22 protein-coding genes and 1 tRNA gene are annotated in these 20,985 nt (G+C 65.5%); 10 read left to right on the forward strand and 13 right to left on the reverse strand.

Annotated features, from left to right (window positions below; all coding sequences use genetic code 11):
• Positions 1–622: 622 nt before the first annotated feature.
• A complete protein-coding gene (locus AC1DRP_RS22010; protein WP_441493093.1) occupies positions 623–1,501 on the forward strand; it encodes an outer membrane protein in 879 nt (292 codons plus the stop codon).
• Positions 1,502–1,576: 75 nt separating this feature from the next.
• On the opposite strand, the gene AC1DRP_RS22015 is transcribed toward AC1DRP_RS22010, so the two are convergent.
• Complete coding sequence (locus AC1DRP_RS22015; RefSeq protein ID WP_113512887.1) at positions 1,577–2,962, reverse strand: class II 3-deoxy-7-phosphoheptulonate synthase; 1,386 nt, start codon at positions 2,960–2,962, stop codon at positions 1,577–1,579.
• A 355-nt stretch (positions 2,963–3,317) separates the two neighbouring features.
• Here AC1DRP_RS22015 and AC1DRP_RS22020 point away from each other — a divergent pair, with 355 nt between their 5' ends.
• Positions 3,318–4,349 (forward strand): alpha/beta hydrolase, encoded by a 1,032-nt coding sequence (locus AC1DRP_RS22020; protein WP_476769541.1) that lies wholly within the window; start codon positions 3,318–3,320, stop codon positions 4,347–4,349.
• A gap of 36 nt (positions 4,350–4,385) precedes the next feature.
• Here AC1DRP_RS22020 and gor read toward each other — a convergent pair whose 3' ends face one another.
• Positions 4,386–5,750, reverse strand: coding sequence for a glutathione-disulfide reductase (gene gor, locus AC1DRP_RS22025; RefSeq protein WP_476769542.1), 1,365 nt, complete (start codon positions 5,748–5,750; stop codon positions 4,386–4,388).
• Positions 5,743–7,041 (reverse strand): O-antigen ligase family protein, encoded by a 1,299-nt coding sequence (locus AC1DRP_RS22030; RefSeq protein WP_441506560.1) that lies wholly within the window; start codon positions 7,039–7,041, stop codon positions 5,743–5,745. The genes gor and AC1DRP_RS22030 overlap by 8 nt, the downstream gene beginning before the upstream one ends.
• A gap of 182 nt (positions 7,042–7,223) precedes the next feature.
• On the opposite strand from AC1DRP_RS22030, the gene AC1DRP_RS22035 reads away from it, so the two are divergent.
• The 3 genes from AC1DRP_RS22035 to AC1DRP_RS22045 all read left to right on the forward strand — a co-directional run bounded on the left by AC1DRP_RS22035 (position 7,224) and on the right by AC1DRP_RS22045 (position 10,327).
• Positions 7,224–8,189: a Bug family tripartite tricarboxylate transporter substrate binding protein gene (locus tag AC1DRP_RS22035; protein ID WP_113512881.1), complete on the forward strand. Its 966-nt coding sequence runs from the start codon at positions 7,224–7,226 to the stop codon at positions 8,187–8,189.
• Between the two features lie 149 nt (positions 8,190–8,338).
• Positions 8,339–8,815 (forward strand): tripartite tricarboxylate transporter TctB family protein, encoded by a 477-nt coding sequence (locus AC1DRP_RS22040; protein ID WP_476769543.1) that lies wholly within the window; start codon positions 8,339–8,341, stop codon positions 8,813–8,815.
• 12 nt (positions 8,816–8,827) lie between these two features.
• Positions 8,828–10,327 (forward strand): tripartite tricarboxylate transporter permease, encoded by a 1,500-nt coding sequence (locus AC1DRP_RS22045; RefSeq protein WP_476769544.1) that lies wholly within the window; start codon positions 8,828–8,830, stop codon positions 10,325–10,327.
• 265 nt (positions 10,328–10,592) lie between these two features.
• On the opposite strand, the gene AC1DRP_RS22050 is transcribed toward AC1DRP_RS22045, so the two are convergent.
• The 4 genes from AC1DRP_RS22050 to AC1DRP_RS22065 all read right to left on the reverse strand — a co-directional run bounded on the left by AC1DRP_RS22050 (position 10,593) and on the right by AC1DRP_RS22065 (position 13,986).
• Positions 10,593–11,117 carry a DUF2059 domain-containing protein gene (locus AC1DRP_RS22050; RefSeq protein WP_441489223.1) on the reverse strand — a complete coding sequence of 175 codons (525 nt, stop codon included), beginning with the start codon at positions 11,115–11,117 and terminating at the stop codon, positions 10,593–10,595.
• A 185-nt stretch (positions 11,118–11,302) separates the two neighbouring features.
• Positions 11,303–12,004, reverse strand: coding sequence for a ribose-5-phosphate isomerase RpiA (gene rpiA, locus AC1DRP_RS22055; RefSeq protein ID WP_441489222.1), 702 nt, complete (start codon positions 12,002–12,004; stop codon positions 11,303–11,305).
• 17 nt (positions 12,005–12,021) lie between these two features.
• Complete coding sequence (locus AC1DRP_RS22060) at positions 12,022–13,473, reverse strand: NAD-dependent succinate-semialdehyde dehydrogenase (protein WP_476769545.1); 1,452 nt, start codon at positions 13,471–13,473, stop codon at positions 12,022–12,024.
• A gap of 108 nt (positions 13,474–13,581) precedes the next feature.
• Positions 13,582–13,986 (reverse strand): hypothetical protein, encoded by a 405-nt coding sequence (locus AC1DRP_RS22065; protein WP_476769546.1) that lies wholly within the window; start codon positions 13,984–13,986, stop codon positions 13,582–13,584.
• A 131-nt stretch (positions 13,987–14,117) separates the two neighbouring features.
• Here AC1DRP_RS22065 and gph point away from each other — a divergent pair, with 131 nt between their 5' ends.
• Positions 14,118–14,819 carry a phosphoglycolate phosphatase gene (gene gph, locus AC1DRP_RS22070; protein ID WP_441506565.1) on the forward strand — a complete coding sequence of 234 codons (702 nt, stop codon included), beginning with the start codon at positions 14,118–14,120 and terminating at the stop codon, positions 14,817–14,819.
• 165 nt (positions 14,820–14,984) lie between these two features.
• Here the strand turns inward: gph and AC1DRP_RS22075 are convergent.
• Positions 14,985–15,059: transfer RNA gene (locus AC1DRP_RS22075), tRNA-Val, on the reverse strand.
• 351 nt (positions 15,060–15,410) lie between these two features.
• On the opposite strand from AC1DRP_RS22075, the gene AC1DRP_RS22080 reads away from it, so the two are divergent.
• Complete coding sequence (locus tag AC1DRP_RS22080) at positions 15,411–15,716, forward strand: hypothetical protein (RefSeq protein ID WP_113514830.1); 306 nt, start codon at positions 15,411–15,413, stop codon at positions 15,714–15,716.
• 84 nt (positions 15,717–15,800) lie between these two features.
• Here AC1DRP_RS22080 and AC1DRP_RS22085 read toward each other — a convergent pair whose 3' ends face one another.
• The 3 genes from AC1DRP_RS22085 to AC1DRP_RS22095 form a co-directional block, all read right to left on the reverse strand.
• Positions 15,801–16,250 (reverse strand): hypothetical protein, encoded by a 450-nt coding sequence (locus tag AC1DRP_RS22085; RefSeq protein WP_441506566.1) that lies wholly within the window; start codon positions 16,248–16,250, stop codon positions 15,801–15,803.
• A gap of 88 nt (positions 16,251–16,338) precedes the next feature.
• Complete coding sequence (locus AC1DRP_RS22090; protein WP_441506567.1) at positions 16,339–16,485, reverse strand: hypothetical protein; 147 nt, start codon at positions 16,483–16,485, stop codon at positions 16,339–16,341.
• 163 nt (positions 16,486–16,648) lie between these two features.
• The gene (locus tag AC1DRP_RS22095; protein WP_441489215.1) at positions 16,649–16,849 is read right to left on the reverse strand and encodes a hypothetical protein; all 201 of its coding nucleotides are present in this window, start codon (positions 16,847–16,849) and stop codon (positions 16,649–16,651) included.
• 116 nt (positions 16,850–16,965) lie between these two features.
• Between AC1DRP_RS22095 and AC1DRP_RS22100 the strand changes: the two genes are divergently transcribed.
• On the forward strand, positions 16,966–17,961 hold the full coding sequence (locus AC1DRP_RS22100; RefSeq protein WP_476769547.1) for a lytic transglycosylase domain-containing protein: 996 nt from the start codon (positions 16,966–16,968) through the stop codon (positions 17,959–17,961).
• Positions 17,962–18,133: 172 nt separating this feature from the next.
• Positions 18,134–18,715: a L,D-transpeptidase gene (locus AC1DRP_RS22105; protein ID WP_113514822.1), complete on the forward strand. Its 582-nt coding sequence runs from the start codon at positions 18,134–18,136 to the stop codon at positions 18,713–18,715.
• Positions 18,716–18,809: 94 nt separating this feature from the next.
• On the opposite strand, the gene AC1DRP_RS22110 is transcribed toward AC1DRP_RS22105, so the two are convergent.
• On the reverse strand, positions 18,810–19,178 hold the full coding sequence (locus AC1DRP_RS22110; protein ID WP_441489213.1) for a gamma-butyrobetaine hydroxylase family protein: 369 nt from the start codon (positions 19,176–19,178) through the stop codon (positions 18,810–18,812).
• 174 nt (positions 19,179–19,352) lie between these two features.
• On the opposite strand from AC1DRP_RS22110, the gene moaA reads away from it, so the two are divergent.
• Positions 19,353–20,354 carry a GTP 3',8-cyclase MoaA gene (moaA, locus tag AC1DRP_RS22115; protein ID WP_476769549.1) on the forward strand — a complete coding sequence of 334 codons (1,002 nt, stop codon included), beginning with the start codon at positions 19,353–19,355 and terminating at the stop codon, positions 20,352–20,354.
• 191 nt (positions 20,355–20,545) lie between these two features.
• On the opposite strand, the gene AC1DRP_RS22120 is transcribed toward moaA, so the two are convergent.
• On the reverse strand, positions 20,546–20,985 hold a 440-nt coding region (locus AC1DRP_RS22120; protein ID WP_476769548.1), incomplete at its 5' end, for a GrpB family protein.

The raw sequence follows: 20,985 nt of genomic DNA on the forward strand, positions 1-20,985 counted from the left end.
AGAGACATCGATTCCAGCATAATGCTCCACGGCTGTTCCTCTCATGATGCTTGAGGCCGATCGCTCGGACCTCGTTTTCAACACCATCATTCTGAGGGACAGCCACCCAAAATGGCTATTCGAAGCGCCGGCCCATTACGGCATCTAGGCTCGATGAGATCGGGCGCCATCGTGGATGTCAGGTGGCGCCCTGGGGCCAATTTGTCAGCCGGCCGTCAGTTTGGCTTTCCTTCAGCGCCGCACTTACGGAGTGAGTAGACGCCCCGGTGGGCTTCGGAGACAGGTGGAACGGCATCACATAGCCCTCGTCCCGGTCGTCACAGACGATGGCATGAGTGACTTGCCGCCCTGTTCGGCATGTCGATTGGAATGGTCGAGCGCTACACCAAGCACATCGACCAAGAGGCTTCGGCGCGCAAGCCGCGGTCTGGAACGGAATGCGGAGAGAACAAGGACTGCAAACTTTCTATAGCCGATCTGAAAACTCCGGCGCGAAACGCCAAACAAACAGGGCCCGACAGAGATGAGCACGTTAACGCCGCATTAGGGTTACCAATGCATCAATACCGCCCAGAGCAGTGCGACAAAGGCCGGGTTGCGGCCCCTGCTCGGGGAGACCACGATGCGTATCCGCTCCATTGCGCCGGCCCTGGGCCTTGCCGCGCTCGGACTGTCCGTGGCCGCCATGCCGGCGGCTTCGGCCGACTATCCGGTGTTGCGCGGCTCGCAGATCGAAGATGCACCACCGCCGCCATCGGAGTATTTCTCGGGCGGGGTCAACTGGACGGGCTTCTATCTGGGCGGCGGCGCCGGGGTCTCGGAGACGAAATTCGAGCCCGGAACCGGCCTGCAGAACCTGGCCAATTTCGCCTTCCGGAACACGTTGCTTGGCGCCGAGAGCAATATGGGCTCGTTCGTCAACAACCTGCCGTCGAAGAGGGACAGCGGCGCAACGTATTTTGGCATGGCCGGCTATAACATTGCCTTTGGCGATGCCGTACTCGGCATCGAGGCCGACTATACCCGCTCCGACCAGAGCTACGGCATCAACGACTTCATTGCGCGCCGGACGATCACCTCGAACGGCACGGTAAATGACTGGTCCATGACGACCCGCCAGGGAGCGGTTCTGAACGACTACGCGACGGCGCGCATTCGCATGGGTTGGGCCTATGGCCGCATCATGCCCTTCGCGACATTCGGTGGCGCCGTCGGTCGCTTCGACACCGCATCGACGATCACAGCGACAAACTTCATCACCCAGGCGAATCCTGTCACCGGCGCCATCAACTCCGGCATGGCGGTTGGCTACCCGCTCACAGTCGGGGCCACCAAGAAGAACGTCTATGGCTACGGCCTCGCGGTCGGCGCCGGCGTTGACATGGCCTTGACCGACAACCTCTTCCTGCGCGGCGAATACCAGTTGATCCGCTTCGCGGACGTCGAAGGGACAACGACGACGGTCAACACGGCCCGCGTCGCCGCGGGCGTAAAATTCTGATCTGAAGACCCGGACTAATAGGAAAAGCCGCGGCTCACGCCGCGGCTTTCTTGTTTCTGCCAGGGTGACGCCTGCTTATTCCGCTGCCTCGGCCTCGGGCCGGGCCCGGCCCGAGCGCTCGCGCTTGACCAGTTCTGCAACCAGGAACGCCATCTCCAGCGCCTGCTCCGCATTGAGGCGCGGGTCGCAGAAGGTGTGGTAGCGGTCGTTCAGGTCGGCGTCGGTCATGCCGCGTGCACCACCCGTGCATTCCGTGACGTTCTTGCCGGTCATTTCCAGGTGCAGGCCGCCGGCATAGGTGCCTTCGGCCTGGTGCACGGCGAAGAAGTTCTTCACCTCGCTCAGGATCAGGTCGAAGGGCCGCGTCTTGTAGCCGCTCGCAGCCTTCACCGTGTTGCCGTGCATCGGATCACAGGACCAGACGACATTGCGCCCTTCCCGCTTGGTGGCGCGTACCAGGGCCGGCAGATGGTCGAAGACCTTGTCGGCGCCGAAGCGTGCGATCAGCGTCAGGCGTCCGGCCTGGTTCTGCGGATCGAGCGTGTCGATCAGCCTCATCAGGTTGTCCGGGGTCAGGGACGGGCCGCATTTCAGGCCGATCGGATTGCGGATGCCACGGAAGAACTCGACATGGGCATGGTCGAGCTGGCGGGTGCGGTCACCGATCCAGACCATATGGCCGGAGGTGTCGTACCAGTCGCCGGAGGTGGAATCGACGCGGGTCATCGCCTGCTCGTAGCCGAGCAGCAACGCCTCGTGGCTGGTGTAGAAATCCGTGCTCCGCATCTCGGGATGCGTCTCAGGATCGATGCCGATGGCGCGCATGAAATCGAGCGCCTCGGTGATGCGCCCCGCCACCTCCTGGTAGCGGCCCGACTGCGGACTGTCCTTGACGAAGCCGAGCATCCAGCGATGCGCATTGTCGAGATTGGCATAACCGCCGGTGGCGAAGGCGCGGATCAGGTTCAGCGTCGCCGCCGACTGGCGATAGGCCTCGAGCTGACGGCGCGGATCCGGAATCCGGGATTCTGCCGTGAACTCGTTGTCGTTGATGATATCGCCCTTGTARCTCGGCAGCTCGACGCCACCGATCGTCTCGGTCGGGGTCGAGCGCGGCTTGGCGAACTGGCCAGCGACGCGGCCGACCTTCACCACCGGCGAGCCGCCGGCAAAGGTCAGGACGACCGCCATCTGCAGGAACAGGCGGAAGAAGTCGCGGATATTATCGGCCGAATGCTCGGCGAAGCTCTCGGCGCAGTCGCCGCCCTGGAGGAGGAAGGCCTCACCGGCGGCAACCTTGCTCAACGCCCGTTTGAGCTTGCGCGCCTCGCCTGCAAAAACGAGCGGCGGAAAGCCGGCGAGCTGCTGCTCAACCGCCTTCAAGGCTGCCTGGTCCGGATATTCCGGCATCTGCTGGACGGGCTTTGCCCTCCAGCTCTCGGGCGTCCACCGCTCGGACATCTCACTTGCTCCTGATGATAACATCTCACGCCCACCCCTCCCCACGGAAAGGCAGTGTGATCCCGGCGCTATACACCCGCACCGCAGCAAAGACCATAAAGCCGTTGACGGTTACGTATGCGCGAGCTGGGCGTCGCAGGGCGGAGCTGTTCCGGCGACCAGGACCGGGCCGCGTGAACGAGAGCGCCCAAGAGCACGGCAAGGGCATGCCGCTTCGTTCGCCTCTGCGTGTCGGCCGAGGAGTTCATCCCGTCGGCGATGCAAGCCGCCGGCTGCCGGGCATCGTTGTATTCGCCTCGACAGCTCCCTAACGTCACCTGCCAATCACAAGAACATCGGCAGGGAGAAACAAGGCATGGTCATTCGCGCGTTCGCGGTTGCTGCTTTCATGGTTGCCGCAGCATGGGCTGCACGGGCCGAGGAGCCCCTCGCGCTTCGCGGCATGGGCTCGTTCCATGTCGGCGGCAAGTTGGTCGAGATCTCGGGCCGTCCCGTGAAGGAGGTCACCTTCACCCCTGGCGGGGTACCGGCCAAGGTCGACCCCAACGGCACTTACCAGACCGGCCAGATGTATGTGCAGTATTTCCTGCCGCAGAACGAGCGCGGTGCAGCGCCGCTGCTGTTCTGGCATGGCGGTGGCATGACCGGCGTGAACTGGGAGAGCACGCCGGATGGACGGCAAGGCTGGCTCGAATACTTCCTGCGCAAGGGCTGGGCCGTCTATAATTCCGATGCCGTCGAGCGCGGCCGTGCCGGCTGGGCCATGTATCCCGACGTCATCCCCGGCGAGCCGGTCTTCCTGACCACCGCGAACCCGTTCGAGCGCTTCCGTATCGGCGCTGGCGCAAATGCCTATGATAAMGACCCGGCCAAGCGGACATTCCTGGCCGGCAGCCAGTTCCCGCCCGATGGCTACGACAATTTCGTCAAGCAGATCGTGCCGCGCTGGACGTCGACGGACCAGATGATCATCGACGCCTATCTGGCCGAAGTCGACAAGATCTGCCCCTGTGTGATCGTGTTCCACAGCCAGGCCGGCCAGTTCGGCTTCAAGGTTGCCCAGGCCCGGCCCGACAAGATCAAGGCCCTGATCGCGGTRGAACCGGCAGGCCTCGGAGACCCCGCCAAGGCCGATGTTTTGAAGAACATCCCCGTCCTGATGATCTATGGCGATTACATCGAACAGGATGCGCGCTGGCCGACGATCCGCAAGAACGGCACCGAGTTCGGCGACAAGATCAGGGCGGCGGGCGGCTCAGTCGATGTCGTCAACCTCCCCAGCATCGGCATCAAGGGCAATTCCCATATGCTGATGATGGACAAGAACAATCTCGAGGTGGCGCAGGTCGTCCAGGATTGGCTCGTCCGGAAGGGACTGACCAAGTGATGCAAGGCGGCGCCCCAAGGGGCGCCGCCTTGCTGCTCAGTGGCGCGCCGTCCGCATCGTCACGAGTTCCTCGGCCGCGCTCGGATGCAGCGCGATGGTGCGGTCGAAATCGGCCTTGGTCGCTCCCATGGTGACGGCAATCGCCACCGCCTGGATGATCTCGCCCGCGTCATGGCCGATGATGTGGACACCCAGCATCCGGTCCGTTTTCGCGTCGACCACGAGCTTCATGTAGATGCGCTCGTGGCGGCCCGAGATCGTCGCSTTCATCGGCCGGAAACCGGCCTCGAAGACGCGCAGTTCGTAACCAGCGGCGATCGCCTGCTGCTCGGTCAGGCCGACCGTTCCGATCTCCGGTGTGGTGAATACTGCCGAGGCCACCACGTGATGGTCCATCGCCCAGGGCTTTCCGCCAAAGGTCGAGTCGGCGAAGGCGTGGCCCTCGCGAATGGCGACGGGCGTGAGATTGATGCGATTGGTGACATCGCCGACCGCGTGGATCGACGGCACGGTCGAGGCCGAATTCGCATCGACCATGACCTGACCGATGGGCCCGAGCTTGACGCCGGCGGTCTCCAGGCCGAGCCCCACCGTATTGGGACGACGGCCGGTCGCCACGAGAACCACGTCCGCATCGATCGGCTCGCCCGTGGCGCAATGGGCACGGCGCGTACCATCGGCCAATTGTTCGATGCGATCGATGGTGCAGCCCAGCCGCAACGTGATGCCCGCATGGACCAGCGCATCGCGGAGGCGCACGCGCAGATCCTCCTCGAAGCCGCGCAGGACATTGTCGCCGCGGTGCAGCACCGTCACCTCGACGCCGAGGCGGCGGAACACGCTGGCAAATTCGAGCGCGATATAACCGCCGCCCACCACCAGCATGCGCCGCGGCAGGCTCGGAAGATGAAAGATCTCGTTCGAGCTGATGCCGAGTTCGCCGCCAGGGATCGGCGGATCGAAGGCGGGGTAGCCTCCGGTCGCGACCAGGATGTGCCGGGCCCGGACGGTCTCGCCGGATTTCAGCAGGCGCACCGTGTTCGGCCCTTCGACCACAGCGCGCTCTTCGCGGATCGCGACCTTGGCGCCTTCAAGCCCCTTGCGGTAAAGGCCGGAGAGCCGGGTCACTTCGTTGGCAACGGCATCCCGCAAGGTCGGCCAGTCGAAGCTCGGCTTGTCGAGCGTCCAGCCGAAGCCGGCAGCATCCTCAAACTCGTCTGCAAAGCGGCTGGCATAGACGAAGAGCTTCTTCGGGACACAGCCGCGAATGACGCAGGTGCCGCCGATGCGGTCTTCCTCGGCGATCATGACGCGCGCCCCGTGCCCGGCCGAGATCCGCGCCGCGCGCGTACCGCCGGAACCAGCGCCGATCACGAAAAGGTCGACATCGAAATCAGCCATGCTCTGCTCCTCGGCCGACATCTCGGCCCGACTCGAACCAAAGGGCGGCGGCAGCCAGGGCCGCGATCCACCAGCCCTGCCAGGCGCCATGTCCCACCGATGCCATGACGAAGGCTGCCGCAAAAAGTGCAAGCCGCGGGGCGCGTTCGCGCGCGGACAAGGCGCCAAGCCTCCGGAAGAACAACAGCCCAGCAACCAGCAGCAATGCGGCGCCGACGATGCCGGTTTCCGTCCAGAGCTGAATCGGCGCGCTATGCGGGTGTCCAACCGCCAGGAGCAAGCGACGTGGCGGCGAGACCTGTTCTGCGACCGGGTGCGTCTGGAGGGCCGAGGAGGAGCCGAAGCCAGAGCCGATGAACGGGCGGGCCGCGATCGCCTCCCCGAAGCTGAGCCAGATGTCGACGCGGTCACGCGAATGGGATTCGGCCGTCTGCTCATAGAGCGCGGGCGGCAGAAGCCGATCGACCAATTGTCCGATCACCGGCGCCAGCACCAGCGTCGCCGCAAAGCCAAGTGCCGTCGCAGCCAGAGTCAGACGTGGAAGCAGGCGGGCCAGCAGCCAGGCAAGGACGAGAATGCCCAATCCAAGTTTCGCAGTGCCGCTATCGGAATAGAGAATGATGCCCGCAACCGCTGCGGCTACGCCCCCCGCCAGCAGACGATCGGCGACGCGTTTCGATCCGCCGCTCCAGAGCAAGTGCACAGCCGGAGCCAGGAGCACGAGGCAGGCGATGACCGGCCGGTTGAATATAAAGCTCATCTGTTTGCCGCCCAGGCCCAGCGTAATGCGCTGAGCGAGGCCATTCTGCAGCTCCAGGAAGATCAGGCCCGAGGCCAGTATCAGGCAAATGGCCAGGGCCCGCATCAGTGCCTGCTTCGGCCTGAACCAGGCACTCGCCGCGATCACCAGGGCAAAACCAAGAGGCAGCAGCAACTCCGCCCAGGCTGCAAAGCCGGATGCCGGCCGATGCGTCCACAGCAGCGAGACCAGGGCCCAGGCAAGGAGGGCCGTCAGTGCGAGGCCGATCGGGCTTCGCAAGCCTGCAAGGATGCGCCGCAACAGGGGGCCGACATCGCGGCCCGCAGCGGCAACGGCAGCGGCAGCGAATGCCGCTGCCGCCAGCCCGAGCATCAGCGGCGCGGACCGATTTGCCGCCCACATGACGAGCGGCAACGCGACCATGAGGATGCCGCCCAGCGCTGCGAGTCGAAGGGCCTGGCGCGACGGGGAAGGGTCGGTGATCACAGCGCGATCGACATCCCGCGAGTTGAAGTTCAAGCTCATGGTCATGCGATTACGCGATCGCACCAAGCCCGCCTAGCGTGAATTCCGCCGGCTCGCGTGCGTTGATGCGCAAAAGACCTTGACTTGAGATTATGCAATCAGGCGCAATTGACCGGCGGAGCGTCAAAGTGTCACTCGCGGAGCGCTGACACCAAAACAGTGCGGGAATCCGCAAGCGGAGGAACAACATGCTCAAATCCATTCTGTCGCGCGGAGCCGTGACGGCTCTGGCGCTCGCTGGCCTGACGACTGCCGCATTTGCGCAGCTCGAGCTCAAGATCATGGCTCCGGCCGCGCCGGGTGGTGGCTGGGACGGAACCGCCCGCTCGATGCAGCAGGCGCTGACCGCGTCCGGCATCGCCAAGAGCGTGCAGGTCAACAACGTCAACGGCGCGGGCGGCACCATCGGCCTTGCGCAGTTCGTGAACGGCGCCAAGGGCGACGGCTCGCAGCTGATGGTCAACGGCTTCGTCATGGTCGGCGCCATCCTCCTGAACAAGTCGCCGGTCAATCTCAGCCAGGTGACGCCGATCGCACGCCTGACCGCCGAGGCTCAGGTCATCGTCGTTCCCGCGGATTCGCCGATCAAGACCGCCAAGGACCTCGCTGACCGCGTCAAGGCCGACCCGGCCAAGGTGACCTGGGCTGGCGGCTCGGCCGGCGGCGTCGACCACATCATGGCTGCCCTCTTCGCCGGCGCTGTCGGCGGCGATGCCACCAAGATCAACTACATCCCCTTCTCCGGCGGTGGCGAGGCCCTGGCCGCGCTGCTCGGCGGGCGCGTCACGGCCGGCATCTCGGGCTATGGCGAGTTCGAGGGTCAGATCAAGGCTGGCAAGCTGCGCGTCGTCGGCGTGAGCTCCGGCGCCCGCCTCCCCAACGCCCCCGATGCCCCGACCCTGAAGGAGGGCGGCGTCAATCTCGAGGTGCTGAACTGGCGTTCGGTCGTCGCCCCTCCCGGCATCACCGCCGAGCAGCGCAAGGTGCTGGCCGATGCCATGGAGAAGATGGCCAAGTCGAAGGAATGGGCCGAGATCCTCAAGGCTCGCGGCTGGGATGACGCCTATCTCGGCGGCGCCGAGTTCGAAGCCTTCCTGAAGGCCGAAGATGCCCGCGTCGGCAAGGTCCTCCGCGACGTCGGCCTTGTGAAGTAACGCCACAGGCGACTGACGAACATAGGCATGGGCGGGCGGTGCCATCACCGCCCGCCCATTCTCTCCTGCCAGTTATCTCTGGCAGTCGCCGCTTTGCCATCAGCTGGGCGCACCGGTTCTGGTCCGCATCAAACCAGGTAAGGAACGACATGGCCTCCACCTCCTCGGCCAAGGGCGCCGACATCCCCGCCCTCGTCGTCGCAGCTCTGCTGCTGATCGCGGCGGCTCTCGTCGCCTATGACGCGAAATCGCAGACGATCGTCTCGACTTATGGCGTCGGCCCGACGGCGATGYCCTACGTGGTCAGCGCCGTCCTTGGCGTGCTGGGCCTGTGCCATCTCGTCGTCGCGTTCCGGGAGGGCCTGCCCAAGCCCGAGGCGGTCGACAGCACCGCGGTGCTCTGGCTGACGGGCGGATTGATCGGCCTGATCGCCTGCATCGGGCTCGGCGGCGGCTTCATCATTGCGACGGCCATCGTCTTCTCCGCGACCGCGCGCTCCTTCGGCCGTCAGGCACTGGCCGTCGATTTCGGCATCGGCCTCGTGCTCGGGCTTGCCATCTTCCTGATGTTCTCCAAGCTGCTGCAGCTGACGCTGCCGTCCGGTCCGCTTGAAAAGCTGTTCTGAGGAGCCGGGACAATGGACACATTCAACGCACTGATGCACGGCTTCGCCGTCGCGATCGAGCCGTCGAAACTGCTCTTCGCGCTGGTCGGCGTCTTCCTCGGCACTGCAGTCGGCGTCCTGCCGGGCATCGGCCCGGCGCTGACGGTGGCACTGCTCCTGCCGGTGACCTTCAAACTCGATCCCGCCGKCTCGCTGATCATGTTCGCCRRCATCTATTACGGCGGCATGTATGGCGGTTCGACCACTGCGATCCTGATTAACGCGCCAGGAGAGAGTGCCTCTCTCGCAACCGCGCTCGAAGGTTCCAAGATGGCCAAGGCCGGCCGCGGCGGCCCGGCACTGGCAACCTCCGCGATCGGCTCCTTCGTCGCCGGCACCATCGCGACGCTGGGCCTCGCCTTCCTCGCGCCGTGGMTGGTGGAGGTCGCGGTCAAGTTCGGGCCGTGGGACTATTTCGCGCTGATGATCCTCGCCTTCGTCACGGTATCGGCGACCTTCGGCGATTCACCTCTGCGCGGGATCACCAGCCTCGCCATCGGCGTCACGCTCGGCCTGATCGGCATCGACCGCCTGACCGGACAGGCGCGCCTGACCTTCGGCGTGCCGGAACTGCTCGACGGCGTCGAGGTGACGACGCTGGCCGTCGGCCTGTTTGCGGTCGGCGAGGCGCTCTATGTCGCTTCCAAGCGCTTCCGGGACCCGGAGGAGATCGTCCCGATCAAGGGCTCGCTCTGGATGACCAAGGAGGACTGGAAGCGCTCGTGGGCGCCATGGCTGCGCGGGACCGCCTTCGGCTTCCCGATCGGCGCGCTGCCCGCTGGCGGCGCAGAGGTGCCGACCTTCCTGTCCTATTCGACCGAGAAGAAGCTCTGCAAATATCCCGGCGAGTTCGGCAAGGGCGCGATTGAAGGCGTCGCCGGCCCGGAAGCCGCCAACAATGCCTCGGCGGCGGGCACGCTGGTGCCGCTGCTGACGCTCGGCCTGCCGACCTCGGCGACGGCCGCGATCATGCTGGCTGGCTTCCAGCAATACGGGCTCAACCCTGGCCCGCTGCTCTTCGCCGAACGCCCCGATCTCGTCTGGGGCCTGATCGCCTCGCTCTTCATCGCCAACACGATGCTGGTGATCATCAACCTGCCGCTGATCGGGCTCTGGGTCAGGCTTCTGGCGATCCCCCAGCCCTGGCTCTATGCCGGCATCCTGGTCTTCGCGGCGATGGGCACGCTCGCGGTCAAGGCCTCGGTGGTCGAACTCTCGATGCTCTTCGTCTTCGGCTTCCTCGGCTTTCTGATGCGCCGCTACGACTATCCGGTCGCTCCGATGGTGGTCGGGCTCATCCTCGGCCCGATGGCGGAGGCGCAGTTGCGCCGCGCGCTCCAGATCAGCCTCGGCGACCCGATGATCCTGCTCGAGAACCCTGGCTCCGCGATCCTGCTCGGCCTGGCCTTCATCGGGCTCGTCGCGCCCTTCGTGATGAGCGGGCTGAACAGGTTCAAGGCTTCCGAAGACTAAGATATCGGCCCGGAAGCGGATTGCAGTTTTCGGGCCGATGCAATCACTGAAGCTCAGACATCGGACCGGATGCGACTATCCAGCCCGATGGTCTGAGCGACCCGCCCTGGTCATATGTCCCGCCGGGGCGCCTCAGTTGCTGCCCGTGCAAGGGATGATCGAGCCGGATGCGGGCCGCGCGGTGAACCGCCCCCCGTCTCGAAAACCAAGAAGGCCGCCGGTTCATCACCGGCGGCCTTCTCTTTGGACGGCTTGTGTCGGCTGCTCAGAGCTGGTGGCCGCGCTTGCGCATTTCCTGGCTGAACCGATCGAACAGGAAGTTGCTGGTCTGCAGGGTCCATGGCTGCAGCACGACGAAGATCTCGTCGATCGCCTGCGGACGGAAGGCGTTGTAGCGCTGCCCGACCGGCGACTTGAAGAAGGCGGCGACCTCCTTGAGGTCGGACTCGGTCATCTTCTTCGCGAAGATCTCGCCTGCCGCGGTGATCATCTCCGCGATCTTCTGATCGGATTCCGGCTTCAGCGTATCGATCACCTCATTCAGATCCTTCTGGATCTCGGGACGGGTGGTGCCGACGATCTGGCGGACGCGATCGCGGAACTCGCCGTAAATCGACTCGAAGGACTGTGCGATGCCCGAGGAGATCACGACATCGCGGCCAGCCTGGAGCTGCGAAGCCGTCACCGTGGAGGCCGGAGCCGGGGTCGCAGCCGGAGCCTGGGCCTGCGCAGGCACGGCGAATACAAGCGCCAGACCGACGGCCACGCCGGCGAGGTGGTGACGGAACATTGCGTTGGGCCCCTTCATTATCAGGCTGACTCACACAGCCCGGGCATGACCCTCGCCCGCCCTTCGGCAAGCGAGCCGGTCCACCCGGCGGTTTCGGTATCGCCGCGATCGGCGTGGTGACGTATCCGTCCGGTTCCGGGCGGCGTGGTGCGCGTCTCCTTAGCGCGGATTGCGCCGGAATGGAATCATTCGATCGTGCCGAGAATCTTCAGGCCCGAGCTGCTGGCGAGGATGGCGCAGGAGGCAATGCCGAGGAAGAGCCCGTGCTCGACCACGCCCGGAACGGCGTTCAAGGCGGCGGCGAGCGCCTCGGGCTGTTCGATGCGCCCGAGATGCGCATCAAGGATGAAATGGCCGCCATCGGTGACCAGCGTCGAGCCGTCCGGGCGCAGCCGCAGCTTGATCTCGCCTGCCGCCCCCGATGCCGCGATCGCGGACGCCACGGCGCGACGCGTCGCCTCAAGCCCGAAAGGCACGACCTCGATCGGCAGCGGGAAACGCCCGAGGGTCTCGACCAGCTTGGTGTCATCGGCGATGACGACCATGCGCTTCGAGGCCACCGCGACGATCTTCTCGCGCAGATGGGCTGCTCCGCCACCCTTGATCAGGCGAAGCTGCGGATCGACCTCGTCTGCGCCATCGACCGTCAGGTCGAGCTCCGGCGTCTGATCGAGCGTCGACATCGGGATGGCCAGCGCCATGGCCTGGGCCTGCGTCGCTTCGGAGGTCGCGACGCAGAGCACATCCAGCCCCGCCGCAACGCGAGCGCCGAGCAGGTCGACGAAATGCTTCGCCGTCGAGCCCGTGCCGAGGCCGAGCCTCATGCCTGGGCGAACCAGTTCGAGCGCGCGCGCTGCCGCCTGCTTCTTGAGGTCGTCGGGGCTCATCAGCTTGTCCTGACCTGTCACGCGCCCAGCCCGCCGAGGAGCATGTACTTGATCTCGACGAACTCATCCATGCCGTGGAGGGAGCCCTCGCGGCCGAGGCCGGATTCCTTGACCCCGCCGAAGGGCGCAACCTCGGTGCCGAGGATGGCGGAGTTGATGCCGACCATGCCGTATTCGAGCTCCTCGGCGACGCGGAAGGCGCGACCGAGATCCCGGGTGTAGAAATAGGCGGCGAGCCCGAAGGGCGTGTCATTGGCCATGGCCACGACCTCGTCCTCGCTGGTGAAGCGATAGACCGGAGCGAGCGGGCCAAAGGTTTCCTCGCGCGTCACCAGCATCTTCGTGGTGACGCCGGCAAGCACGGTCGGCTCGAAGAAGGTGCGACCGAGCGCATGGCGCTTGCCGCCGACCACGACCTTCGCCCCATTGGCGACGGCATCGGCGACATGACGCTCGACCTTCTCGACCGCGCGCTCATTGATCAGCGGCCCCTGCACGACACCGATTTCGGCACCGTTGCCGACCTTCATCTTTGCGACTTCGCCGGCGAATTTCGCGACGAAATCGTCATGGATGCCGTCCTGCACGAAGAGCCGGTTGGTGCAGACGCAGGTCTGACCCATGTTGCGGTACTTGGCGATGATCGCGCCCTGCACGGCAGCGTCGAGATCGGCATCGTCAAAGACGATGAAGGGCGCATTGCCGCCGAGCTCGAGGCCAACCTTCTTCACCGTCGAGGCGGCCTGCTGCATCAGGAGCTTGCCGACCGGCGTCGAGCCGGTGAAGCCGATGAAGCGCACGGCCGGGTGCGAGGTCATCACGCCGCCGATGGCCTGCGCATCGCCGGTGACGAGATTGATGACGCCCTTGGGGAAACCGGCCCGCTCGGCCAGTTCGACCAGAGCCAGTGCCGTCAGCGGCGTATCCGGGGCCGGCTTGACCACGAAGGTACAGCCGGCGGCGAGACCGGGAGCGCATTTGCGGGTGATCATCGCGGCCGGAAAATTCCAGGGCGTGATCGCAGCGCAGACGCCGACTGGCTGCTTCTGGACGATGATGCGCGAATTCGGGAAGGGCGAGGGAATCGTCTCGCCATAGATGCGCTTGGCCTCTTCGGCGTAGAACTCGACGAAGGAGGCGGCATAGGCGACCTCGCCGCGCGCTTCGCTCAGCGGCTTGCCCTGCTCGGCGGTCATGATCTGCGCCAGGTCCTCCTGGTTCGCCATGATCAGGTCGAACCATTTGCGCAGGATCACCGAGCGCTCCTTGGCGCTCTTCTTCGCCCAGGGCTTGAAGGCCCGCGAGGCGGCTTCGACCGCAGCGGTGGTCTCATCGGCGCCGAAGCGCGGCACMTTGGCCAGCAGCTCGCCGGTTGCGGGATTGTCGACCGCATCGACGCCCGCGCCGATCCAGGCGCCATCGACATAGCACTGCGATTTCAGGAGCGACGGATCATTCAGCTTCAGCATGGCGGGCCTCGACGCGATTGCGGACATGCCCGGGCCTCTAGCACGAGCGATCGCGTCGCGCCGATTCAAAATGCCGCATGCTGCAGGTGCTCGAAGCGCAGGACGGGGCTATTTCGTCTGCGGTGTACAGACCACCTTGTCGTCGAAGACGTAGCAGATGCTCATCTCGCCGGTGCGAACATTGACGCGGAAGATGCCACCTTCACGCTCGTGGCGCGACGGCATCAGCAGGTAGTCGCTCGGCGCCTGCGGGCCGGCCCCCTCCCCCGCCGGGAAGCAGACAGTGACGCCGACGCCGCCTTCCTTGAGCTGGAACTGGCAGGCGCCGACCTCGCCGGTGGCGCGATCGACCCTGTAGACACGGTTGAGATCCGTCTGCGGCGCAGGCGCAAACTCGAAGGGCGCGGCCTGAGCGGAGACATKCGGCACGATGCAGGTGCCGAGCGCCAGCAGCGCCCTGAGCACCGACCGGCGGAAGCCGGCGTTTTCAAGATATTCAGACACCACTGCCATCCTTCACGCGAATCAAGGCAAAGATAGCATTGTTGCTGCCTGCCAAGATGACGATCCGGCGCGGCTCGCTTGCCAAACCGGACCAGACCGCCTTTAGAGGCCCAAAGCACCTGCGCACCGGAACCCCGCCCATGAGCTTGCTCCCCATCGTCGTCTTCGATCTCGACGGCACCCTCGCCGAGACCGCGCCCGATATCATGCGCACGCTCAACGTCATTCTCGAGCAGGAAAAGCTCTCGCCCCTGCCGTTGGAACGCGCGCGTGAACTCGTCGGCGCCGGCGCCCGCGCCCTGATCGAACGTGGTTTTCGCGTCTCCGGACGGCCGCTCGACGAAGAGACGCTGGAGCGGCTGTTCCAGGACTTCCTGCGAATCTACGCCGAGGACGTCGCCTCGAACAGCTATCTCTACGAGGGCGTCGTTGCTGCCATGCAGGCCTTGGCGGAGGACGGTTATGCGCTCGCCGTCTGCACCAACAAGCCGATCCTGCACACGCGCCTGATCCTCGAGCATTTTGGCATCAGCGGGCATTTTGCGGCTGTGGCCGGGCGCGACAGCTTCGCCTTCCACAAGCCCGACCCCCGCCACCTGACGCTGACGATCGAAGCCGCCGGCGGTGACCCTAGGCGCGCGGTGATGATCGGCGATTCACGCACGGATATCACCACCGCGCGTGCCGCCGGTATCCCCTCGATCTGCGTTCCCTTCGGCTATACCGATGTCCCGATCGAGGAGCTGGAGCCCGATCTCGTGATCCAGCATTTCGACGAGTTGCACGGCGCCGTGCGGCAGATACTGGAGCCGGCGCCCGCGCTTTGCGCATCGGCGAAATAGCGATCGGCGGGGCTTTGATCGGCTCCGCTGCTGACCGATCAGGTCGGGTGACGCGGCCCGTCGTTGAGGCAAGCAGCGCGATATCTGCGTCACAACTGGATAGCCATGCTGATGCACGCAAAGCGCGCTTTGCACAGATCTCGACAGCGATATGAAGAGGAAAAATGGTGGGCGGCACAGGGATCGAACCTGTGACCCCTCCCGTGTGAAGGGAGTGCTCTACCGCTGAGCTAGCCGCCCGGACCGGCGCTTCTCCTAGTCGCGGACACATGCGCCGTCAAGGCGCAGTTCCGCCAAGCCCGCACGCAGCCGGGGAAATCTCAGCACCGACCCAGCCGCAGTGCTGTAGGAGGCCCTCCCCGCCTCCATCAGGCGGCAACGCCACACAATGCGACATTGCGGCGAATCCCGACAGCTGACTTCGCTGGCGCGGACCGCCAGGCCGCAGAGCACGCGCGTCACCTGCCGCTCACGCCGCGCATATCCGTTGCCCATGGGGAAAGCGCGCCTTTGGCCCTGGAGGGAACAGAGCGGGTCACGTTCCGTTCATCCGCAGCGAGCTATTCACGCCTCGAATCGGAGGACCCATCGATGCTGCTCAGAAAACTGATCCTCACGTCGGCAGTGGTCTCGGCGCTGATCCCGGCGGCAGCGGCGCACGCACAGTATTATGACCCCTATGACCGCCCGCCGCCGCGCTACGGCTATGATCGGGGCTGGGACTACGACCGGCCACCGCCGCCGCGCTACGGCTATGAGCGCCCCTATCGCCAGCCGCGCTATGGCGACATGTGCGTCACCTCCCGCGGCTCCTGCGAAGCGCCGCCATCGCCAAGAGGCGCCCCTTGCCGCTGTTATTTCGACGGTTTCGGCCCCAAGCGCGGCGCCATTCAGTAGAAATCTCGGCGAGATCGCGAGCAAGCCCTGGCTCGCGATCTCGTCAGGTCCGATTGTGTCAGAGCGCGGGCCTTCGGCCCCGGATCACTTGAAACCGATCAGGATGCCGTCTGCCCCAAGCGCAAGCTGCAGACCCTGGCTGCGCGTGTTCAGCTTCATCGTGACGCCATTGCTGTTGCGGAGCCAGACGCTGCCCTTGCCCTGCGCTCCCAGCGCCCAACCCTCGCGCAACTGGACATAAGCCCCCGCGAAGTCCTGCAAGCGGTGAAGGCCGTAGACCGTCCCGGTCGCCGTCATCCGTGAAGCGCCGAAGCCGCCGAAGCCCACACCGCCGACCGTGATGCCGTAGGAACGGCCGCCGAACTTCAGCGTTCCGCCGCCGACCTCGCCGGAGCCGATGAAGGCAACCTGGACCTGCTGGATGCGGACCGAGCCTGTCGGCGGACCGAGCGTCCGCTGCTGGGCAGCAGCCGGTGCGGCGGCCGAGGCGATGGCAAGGAAAACTGCAGCAAGGACAGACGACCCGATCGGCATCGAGCGAACTCCTTCGCTGGACTGGTTTGCTCAGACTGTCAGAGTGTGTCCGCGATGCGGGATCGCGTCCATTGCGCCGGCTTCGCGGTCAGGGGAAATCCCCTGCAGGGGCGCGCTTGAACATGGTCTCGATATCCCGCACCGCGTCGGCATAGCGGATGACATTTCGCTGGTTTTCGAAGGAGAGCGACCGGTAAAGCCCGACGAGCGCTTGCTCCTCAGCGGAAACCTGCATCAGACGACCGCCCTCGCGCGTTGCGCACCATCCACCGGCCCCTTGCACGGCTCGGACACAGGAATTCCCTATGGCGGTTGCAGATGAAGCAACTACGCGCGAACACCCGATTGGTTTCAGCCTCGCCCCGGCACGGCAGCAGGCGCGTCCCTCGAACACCTGATCATGCCCGGTCGCGGGGCCGACGATTCCGGCGCCAGATGGCCAATGTCGGCCAGAAGGCCGCGAGCGCCACGAAGACCGTCAGCAGGAGAAGCGCGACCACCATCTGAACAAAGTCGAAATTGGGAGCGCTGGGAGCAACGAACCAAGCGGCGACGATCCCGGCCAAGGCCAGCAATGCCTGAATGATCCAGTTGAACATCGTTAGGCCCTTCCGCAGACTTGTCCGGTCAAACACAGGTTCCGGACCCGAGACGGATTGTGACCGAGACGGGCGGGATGTGTCGAGCAATCAGTGCGCCCATGCGATACAGAGCCATGCCGATCCGCCCAACCCCTCGAACTGTGATCGCAGACGCCTTTGAGGCCGCGGCTGATATCCTGCCGCGCCTGTTGCGGCGGCTCGGCGGGGCGGCAACGGCCTGTCCGCGGCGGCGTCACCGCCATCTGGTCCCAGTGACATGCCTCGCAGGCGCGCTGCTCGCGTGTCCGGCCTTGGCAGCGCCGGAGGAGCCAGCCTCCTCCGGAATCGACCAGGCCCTCTGCCGGCTGATCGACGAAGCGGCGCGGGGCCAGGGGGTTCCGGCCGCCTTCCTCACCCGGCTGATCTTTCAGGAATCGAGCTTTCGCCCGGGCGTCACCAGCCCGGCAGGAGCCCAGGGCGTGGCGCAGTTCATGCCGGGCACGGCGCGCGAGCGCGGCCTGCTCGACCCGTTCGACCCGGAGCAGGCCGTGCCGAAGGCTGCCCATTTCCTGGCGGAGCTGCGCCAGCRCTTCGGCAATTGGGGACTTGCCGCCGCCGCCTATAACGGCGGCCCGAACCGGGTCGCATCCTGGCTCGCCGGTCGCGGCGGCCTGCCATTCGAGACTGAGAATTATGTGCTCTCGATCACTGGCGTCGCCGCCGAGACCTGGGCCGAGGATGCGCGCGCGGCCGTGAACGGCGACGGGCGCGACCGCCCTGCCCGGCGCGCAACGCGAGACGAAACCTCGTTCTGCGCAACGACGGTCGTGGCGATCCGCGCCGGCAGCAAGCCGCTCGAGCTGCGCGAGGCGCCCTTCGCGCCATGGGGCGTGCAATTGGCCGGAAACTTCTCGAAGGCACGCGCGCTGGCGTCTTTCCAGCGGGCGAGCGAGAAGCACCGGACGATCATTGCCGAGCTGCAACCGATGATCATCGGCACACGGCTGCGCAGTCGCGGGACGCGGGCCTTCTATCGGGTGCGGCTGCCAGCCGCCACACGAACCGAGGCAACCGCGCTGTGCCGTCGCATCCAGGCGCAGAACGGGGCCTGCGTCGTGCTCAAGAGCTGAGCGGCCAAGTTTATGTTGCAGGTGCGCAACGCGGCGGTCGAAAGCCCGTGCCTCGCGTCGATGTGATGCCACAATGATTGCACGCCAAACGTGAGTCTGACAGGAGATTGAGGAGATGTTGACTTTTTCCGGTCAACTTCATGTCCGCGCGAATCCACGCCCTGAGGTCCCGATGAACCGCTCTTTCCGAATGGCCATGTTCGCAGGCTTGGGCCTGATGGCTGCCGCGTCGACTGCCAATGCCTATGAGATCGATCCGCTGACGCGCCAGCCATTGATGCAGAACCCTGAGGCCGCCAAGGCGCAGGCTACCGCCATTCCCCGCGAGATCGTGTCCTATGACACCCGGCAGCGGCCCGGCACCATTGTGATCAACACGACCGAGCGCCGACTCTATTTCGTGCTGCCCGAAGGCAAGGCCGTGCGCTATGGCGTCGGCGTCGGCCGCCCCGGCTTCGACTGGTCCGGCTCGCAGGCCATCACGCGCAAGGCGGAGTGGCCGACCTGGACCCCGCCGTCGCAGATGCTGAAGCGGCGCCCCGACCTGCCGCGCTTCATGCCCGGTGGCCCGGAGAACCCGATGGGCGCCCGCGCCATGTATCTCGGCTCGACCCTGTATCGCATCCATGGCTCGAACGAGCCGGAGACGATCGGCCAGGCCGTGTCGTCGGGCTGCATCCGCATGCTGAACGATGATGTGATCGACCTTTACGAGCGCACCAAGGTCGGCACCCGGGTCGTCGTCGCCCGCTGAGCGACCCGCTTCCCTGGATAAGGAAGGCCGGCCTCGTGCCGGCCTTTTTCTTGTTCGAGCCGGGCGGTCCTGACCGCGCCGGTTCGGAAGCCGGTCACCTCCGTCTGACAGGCTCCCGCGACAGCCCCTTGGCGGCGAGAGCGTCGAGATAGGCCTGCGTCTTCTCCTGCGCATGCTCGCCGAGCTCGCGCAGATAGTCCCAGGCAAAGATGCCGGTATCGTGCATGTCGTCGAAGGAGAGCTTGACGGCGTAGTGGCCGACGGGGTCGACGCCGATGATCTCGACCTCGGCCTTGCCCGGCACCGTCTTCTTCTGGCTCGGGTCATGGCCCTGGACTTCGGCGGACGGGCTTTCCACCCGCAGCAGCTCGGCCGCCAGCGCGAAGCTCGCGCCGTCCTCGAAGGCAATGTGGAGGGTGCGCCGATCCTTGGAGAGGCGGATTTCGGTGGGCCAGGCTGACATCTTCGTTTTTCACCAAGGGGATGTGACGATCGCAGCTATTGACGCCACGCACGCCAGTGCCAATGTCTGAACATGATATAGCTATGCGGCTGCCACCACGCACGTGCGAGCAGCGGATGGTGGAAACGCTGTAGAGACGAAACCAGAGTGCTGATCGACTCCCACAAGCCCGTGATGCGCCCGCCGCTGATCGATCCGTTCGGCCGGGAGATCAGCTATCTGCRCATCTCCGTGACGGATCGCTGCGATTTCCGCTGCGTCTACTGCATGTCCGAGGACATGACGTTCCTGCCCAAGCGCGATCTGCTGACGCTGGAAGAGGTCGACCGGGTTGCGACCGCCTTCGTGGCGCGCGGCACCCGCAAACTGCGCATCACCGGCGGCGAGCCGCTGGTCCGGCGCGACATCATGAACCTGTTCCGCTCGCTCTCGCGGCATTTGACCAGCGGCGCGCTTGATGAGTTGACCCTGACGACCAACGGCTCGCAGCTGGAGCGCTATGCGAGCGAGCTCGCAGCCTGCGGCGTGCGGCGCATCAATGTCTCGCTCGACACGCTCGATCCGGACAAATTCCGCGCGATCACGCGCTGGGGCGATCTCGGCAAAGTGCAGCGCGGTATCGAGGCTGCGCGCGAGGCCGGGCTCAGGGTCAAGATCAATGCGGTGGCCCTGAAGGGCGTCAACGAGGATGAGATCGAGGGCCTGATGCAATGGGCCCATGGACTCGGCATGGACCTCACCTTGATCGAGGTGATGCCGCTCGGCGAGATCGAGCCCGGACGCATCGACCAGTTCCTGCCGCTCTCGATCGTCCGCGCGAGGCTGATGGACCGCTATACGCTCGACGACGATCCCTATCGTACCGGCGGCCCGGCGCGCTATGTCCGAGTTCGCGAGACCGGCGGGCTGCTCGGCTTCATCACGCCGATGACCCATAATTTCTGCGAAAGCTGCAACCGGGTGCGCCTGACCTGCACCGGCACTCTCTACATGTGCCTTGGCCAGGAGGACGCCGCCGATCTGCGCGCCGCCGTGCGCGCCTCCGGCGACGATGCCCTGCTCTACCGTGCCATGGACGAGGCGATCTCGCGCAAGCCGAAGGGCCATGACTTCGTCATCGACCGAAGGCATGCCCGCCCTGCCGTCAGGCGCCATATGAGCGTGACGGGGGGCTGACGGTCGGCGCGCGCAGCCGAATGTGCCAGACTTGTCTCCAGCGGCAATAACCTGCGCCCCCTGTCGCCCAAGCGGGCAACTCCCGACGATCCGGAAGCGCGACCTGCGGCCTGCGGTTATCCACGGGGACGGCCTGTCATCCCCGCCGGCTGGCTCAGGTCGGGGCCGGCCGGTCTCAAAGACGTCGCAGCTCAGTGGCTTTGATACCACGCGAGAGCATCTGCCTCCGCCTGTCTGATCCACGCATCCTTGCAGTCGCCATAAGCGTGGGAGTCGTCGGGGTGCCGGCTCCGGCAGTCCGCCTTTACGCGATCATAGGCGGCTGCGATGTCGGGACGGGCCCGGAGATAATCGCGGAACGCCAGGTGTCGCGTGATCTCCGGGGAGCCTTCGGGATAGCAATGGAGCTGGACGAGCCTGCGCCCCGTCTCCGTATCGGCTTTCGTAAGGTAGCGCCGGCCGGCCAAGCCAAGCTCTCCCCACCATTCGTATCCGAGCGTTTCCAGCTCGCCTTGCCGGGCATCGAGCGCAGCCAGGCTCCCGACCACTGGCAGAAGGTCCAGGATCGGCTTGGCGTGAATGGCCGGGATCGCTGTCGAACCGACGTGATGAACGATGAGCAGGCATGGCC

It is taken from the genome of Allobosea sp. 01N443, from assembly GCF_056399325.1.

Coding starts and splice junctions, on each gene's coding strand:
- AC1DRP_RS22010 (WP_441493093.1), top strand. CDS start 623: ATGCGTATCCGCTCCATTGCGCCGGCCCTGGGCCTTGCCGCGCTCGGA.
- AC1DRP_RS22030 (WP_441506560.1), bottom strand. CDS start 7,041: ATGACCATGAGCTTGAACTTCAACTCGCGGGATGTCGATCGCGCTGTG.
- AC1DRP_RS22035 (WP_113512881.1), top strand. CDS start 7,224: ATGCTCAAATCCATTCTGTCGCGCGGAGCCGTGACGGCTCTGGCGCTC.
- AC1DRP_RS22050 (WP_441489223.1), bottom strand. CDS start 11,117: ATGTTCCGTCACCACCTCGCCGGCGTGGCCGTCGGTCTGGCGCTTGTA.
- rpiA (WP_441489222.1), bottom strand. CDS start 12,004: ATGAGCCCCGACGACCTCAAGAAGCAGGCGGCAGCGCGCGCGCTCGAA.
- gph (WP_441506565.1), top strand. CDS start 14,118: ATGAGCTTGCTCCCCATCGTCGTCTTCGATCTCGACGGCACCCTCGCC.
- AC1DRP_RS22080 (WP_113514830.1), top strand. CDS start 15,411: ATGCTGCTCAGAAAACTGATCCTCACGTCGGCAGTGGTCTCGGCGCTG.
- AC1DRP_RS22085 (WP_441506566.1), bottom strand. CDS start 16,250: ATGCCGATCGGGTCGTCTGTCCTTGCTGCAGTTTTCCTTGCCATCGCC.
- AC1DRP_RS22090 (WP_441506567.1), bottom strand. CDS start 16,485: ATGCAGGTTTCCGCTGAGGAGCAAGCGCTCGTCGGGCTTTACCGGTCG.
- AC1DRP_RS22095 (WP_441489215.1), bottom strand. CDS start 16,849: ATGTTCAACTGGATCATTCAGGCATTGCTGGCCTTGGCCGGGATCGTC.
- AC1DRP_RS22105 (WP_113514822.1), top strand. CDS start 18,134: ATGAACCGCTCTTTCCGAATGGCCATGTTCGCAGGCTTGGGCCTGATG.
- AC1DRP_RS22110 (WP_441489213.1), bottom strand. CDS start 19,178: ATGTCAGCCTGGCCCACCGAAATCCGCCTCTCCAAGGATCGGCGCACC.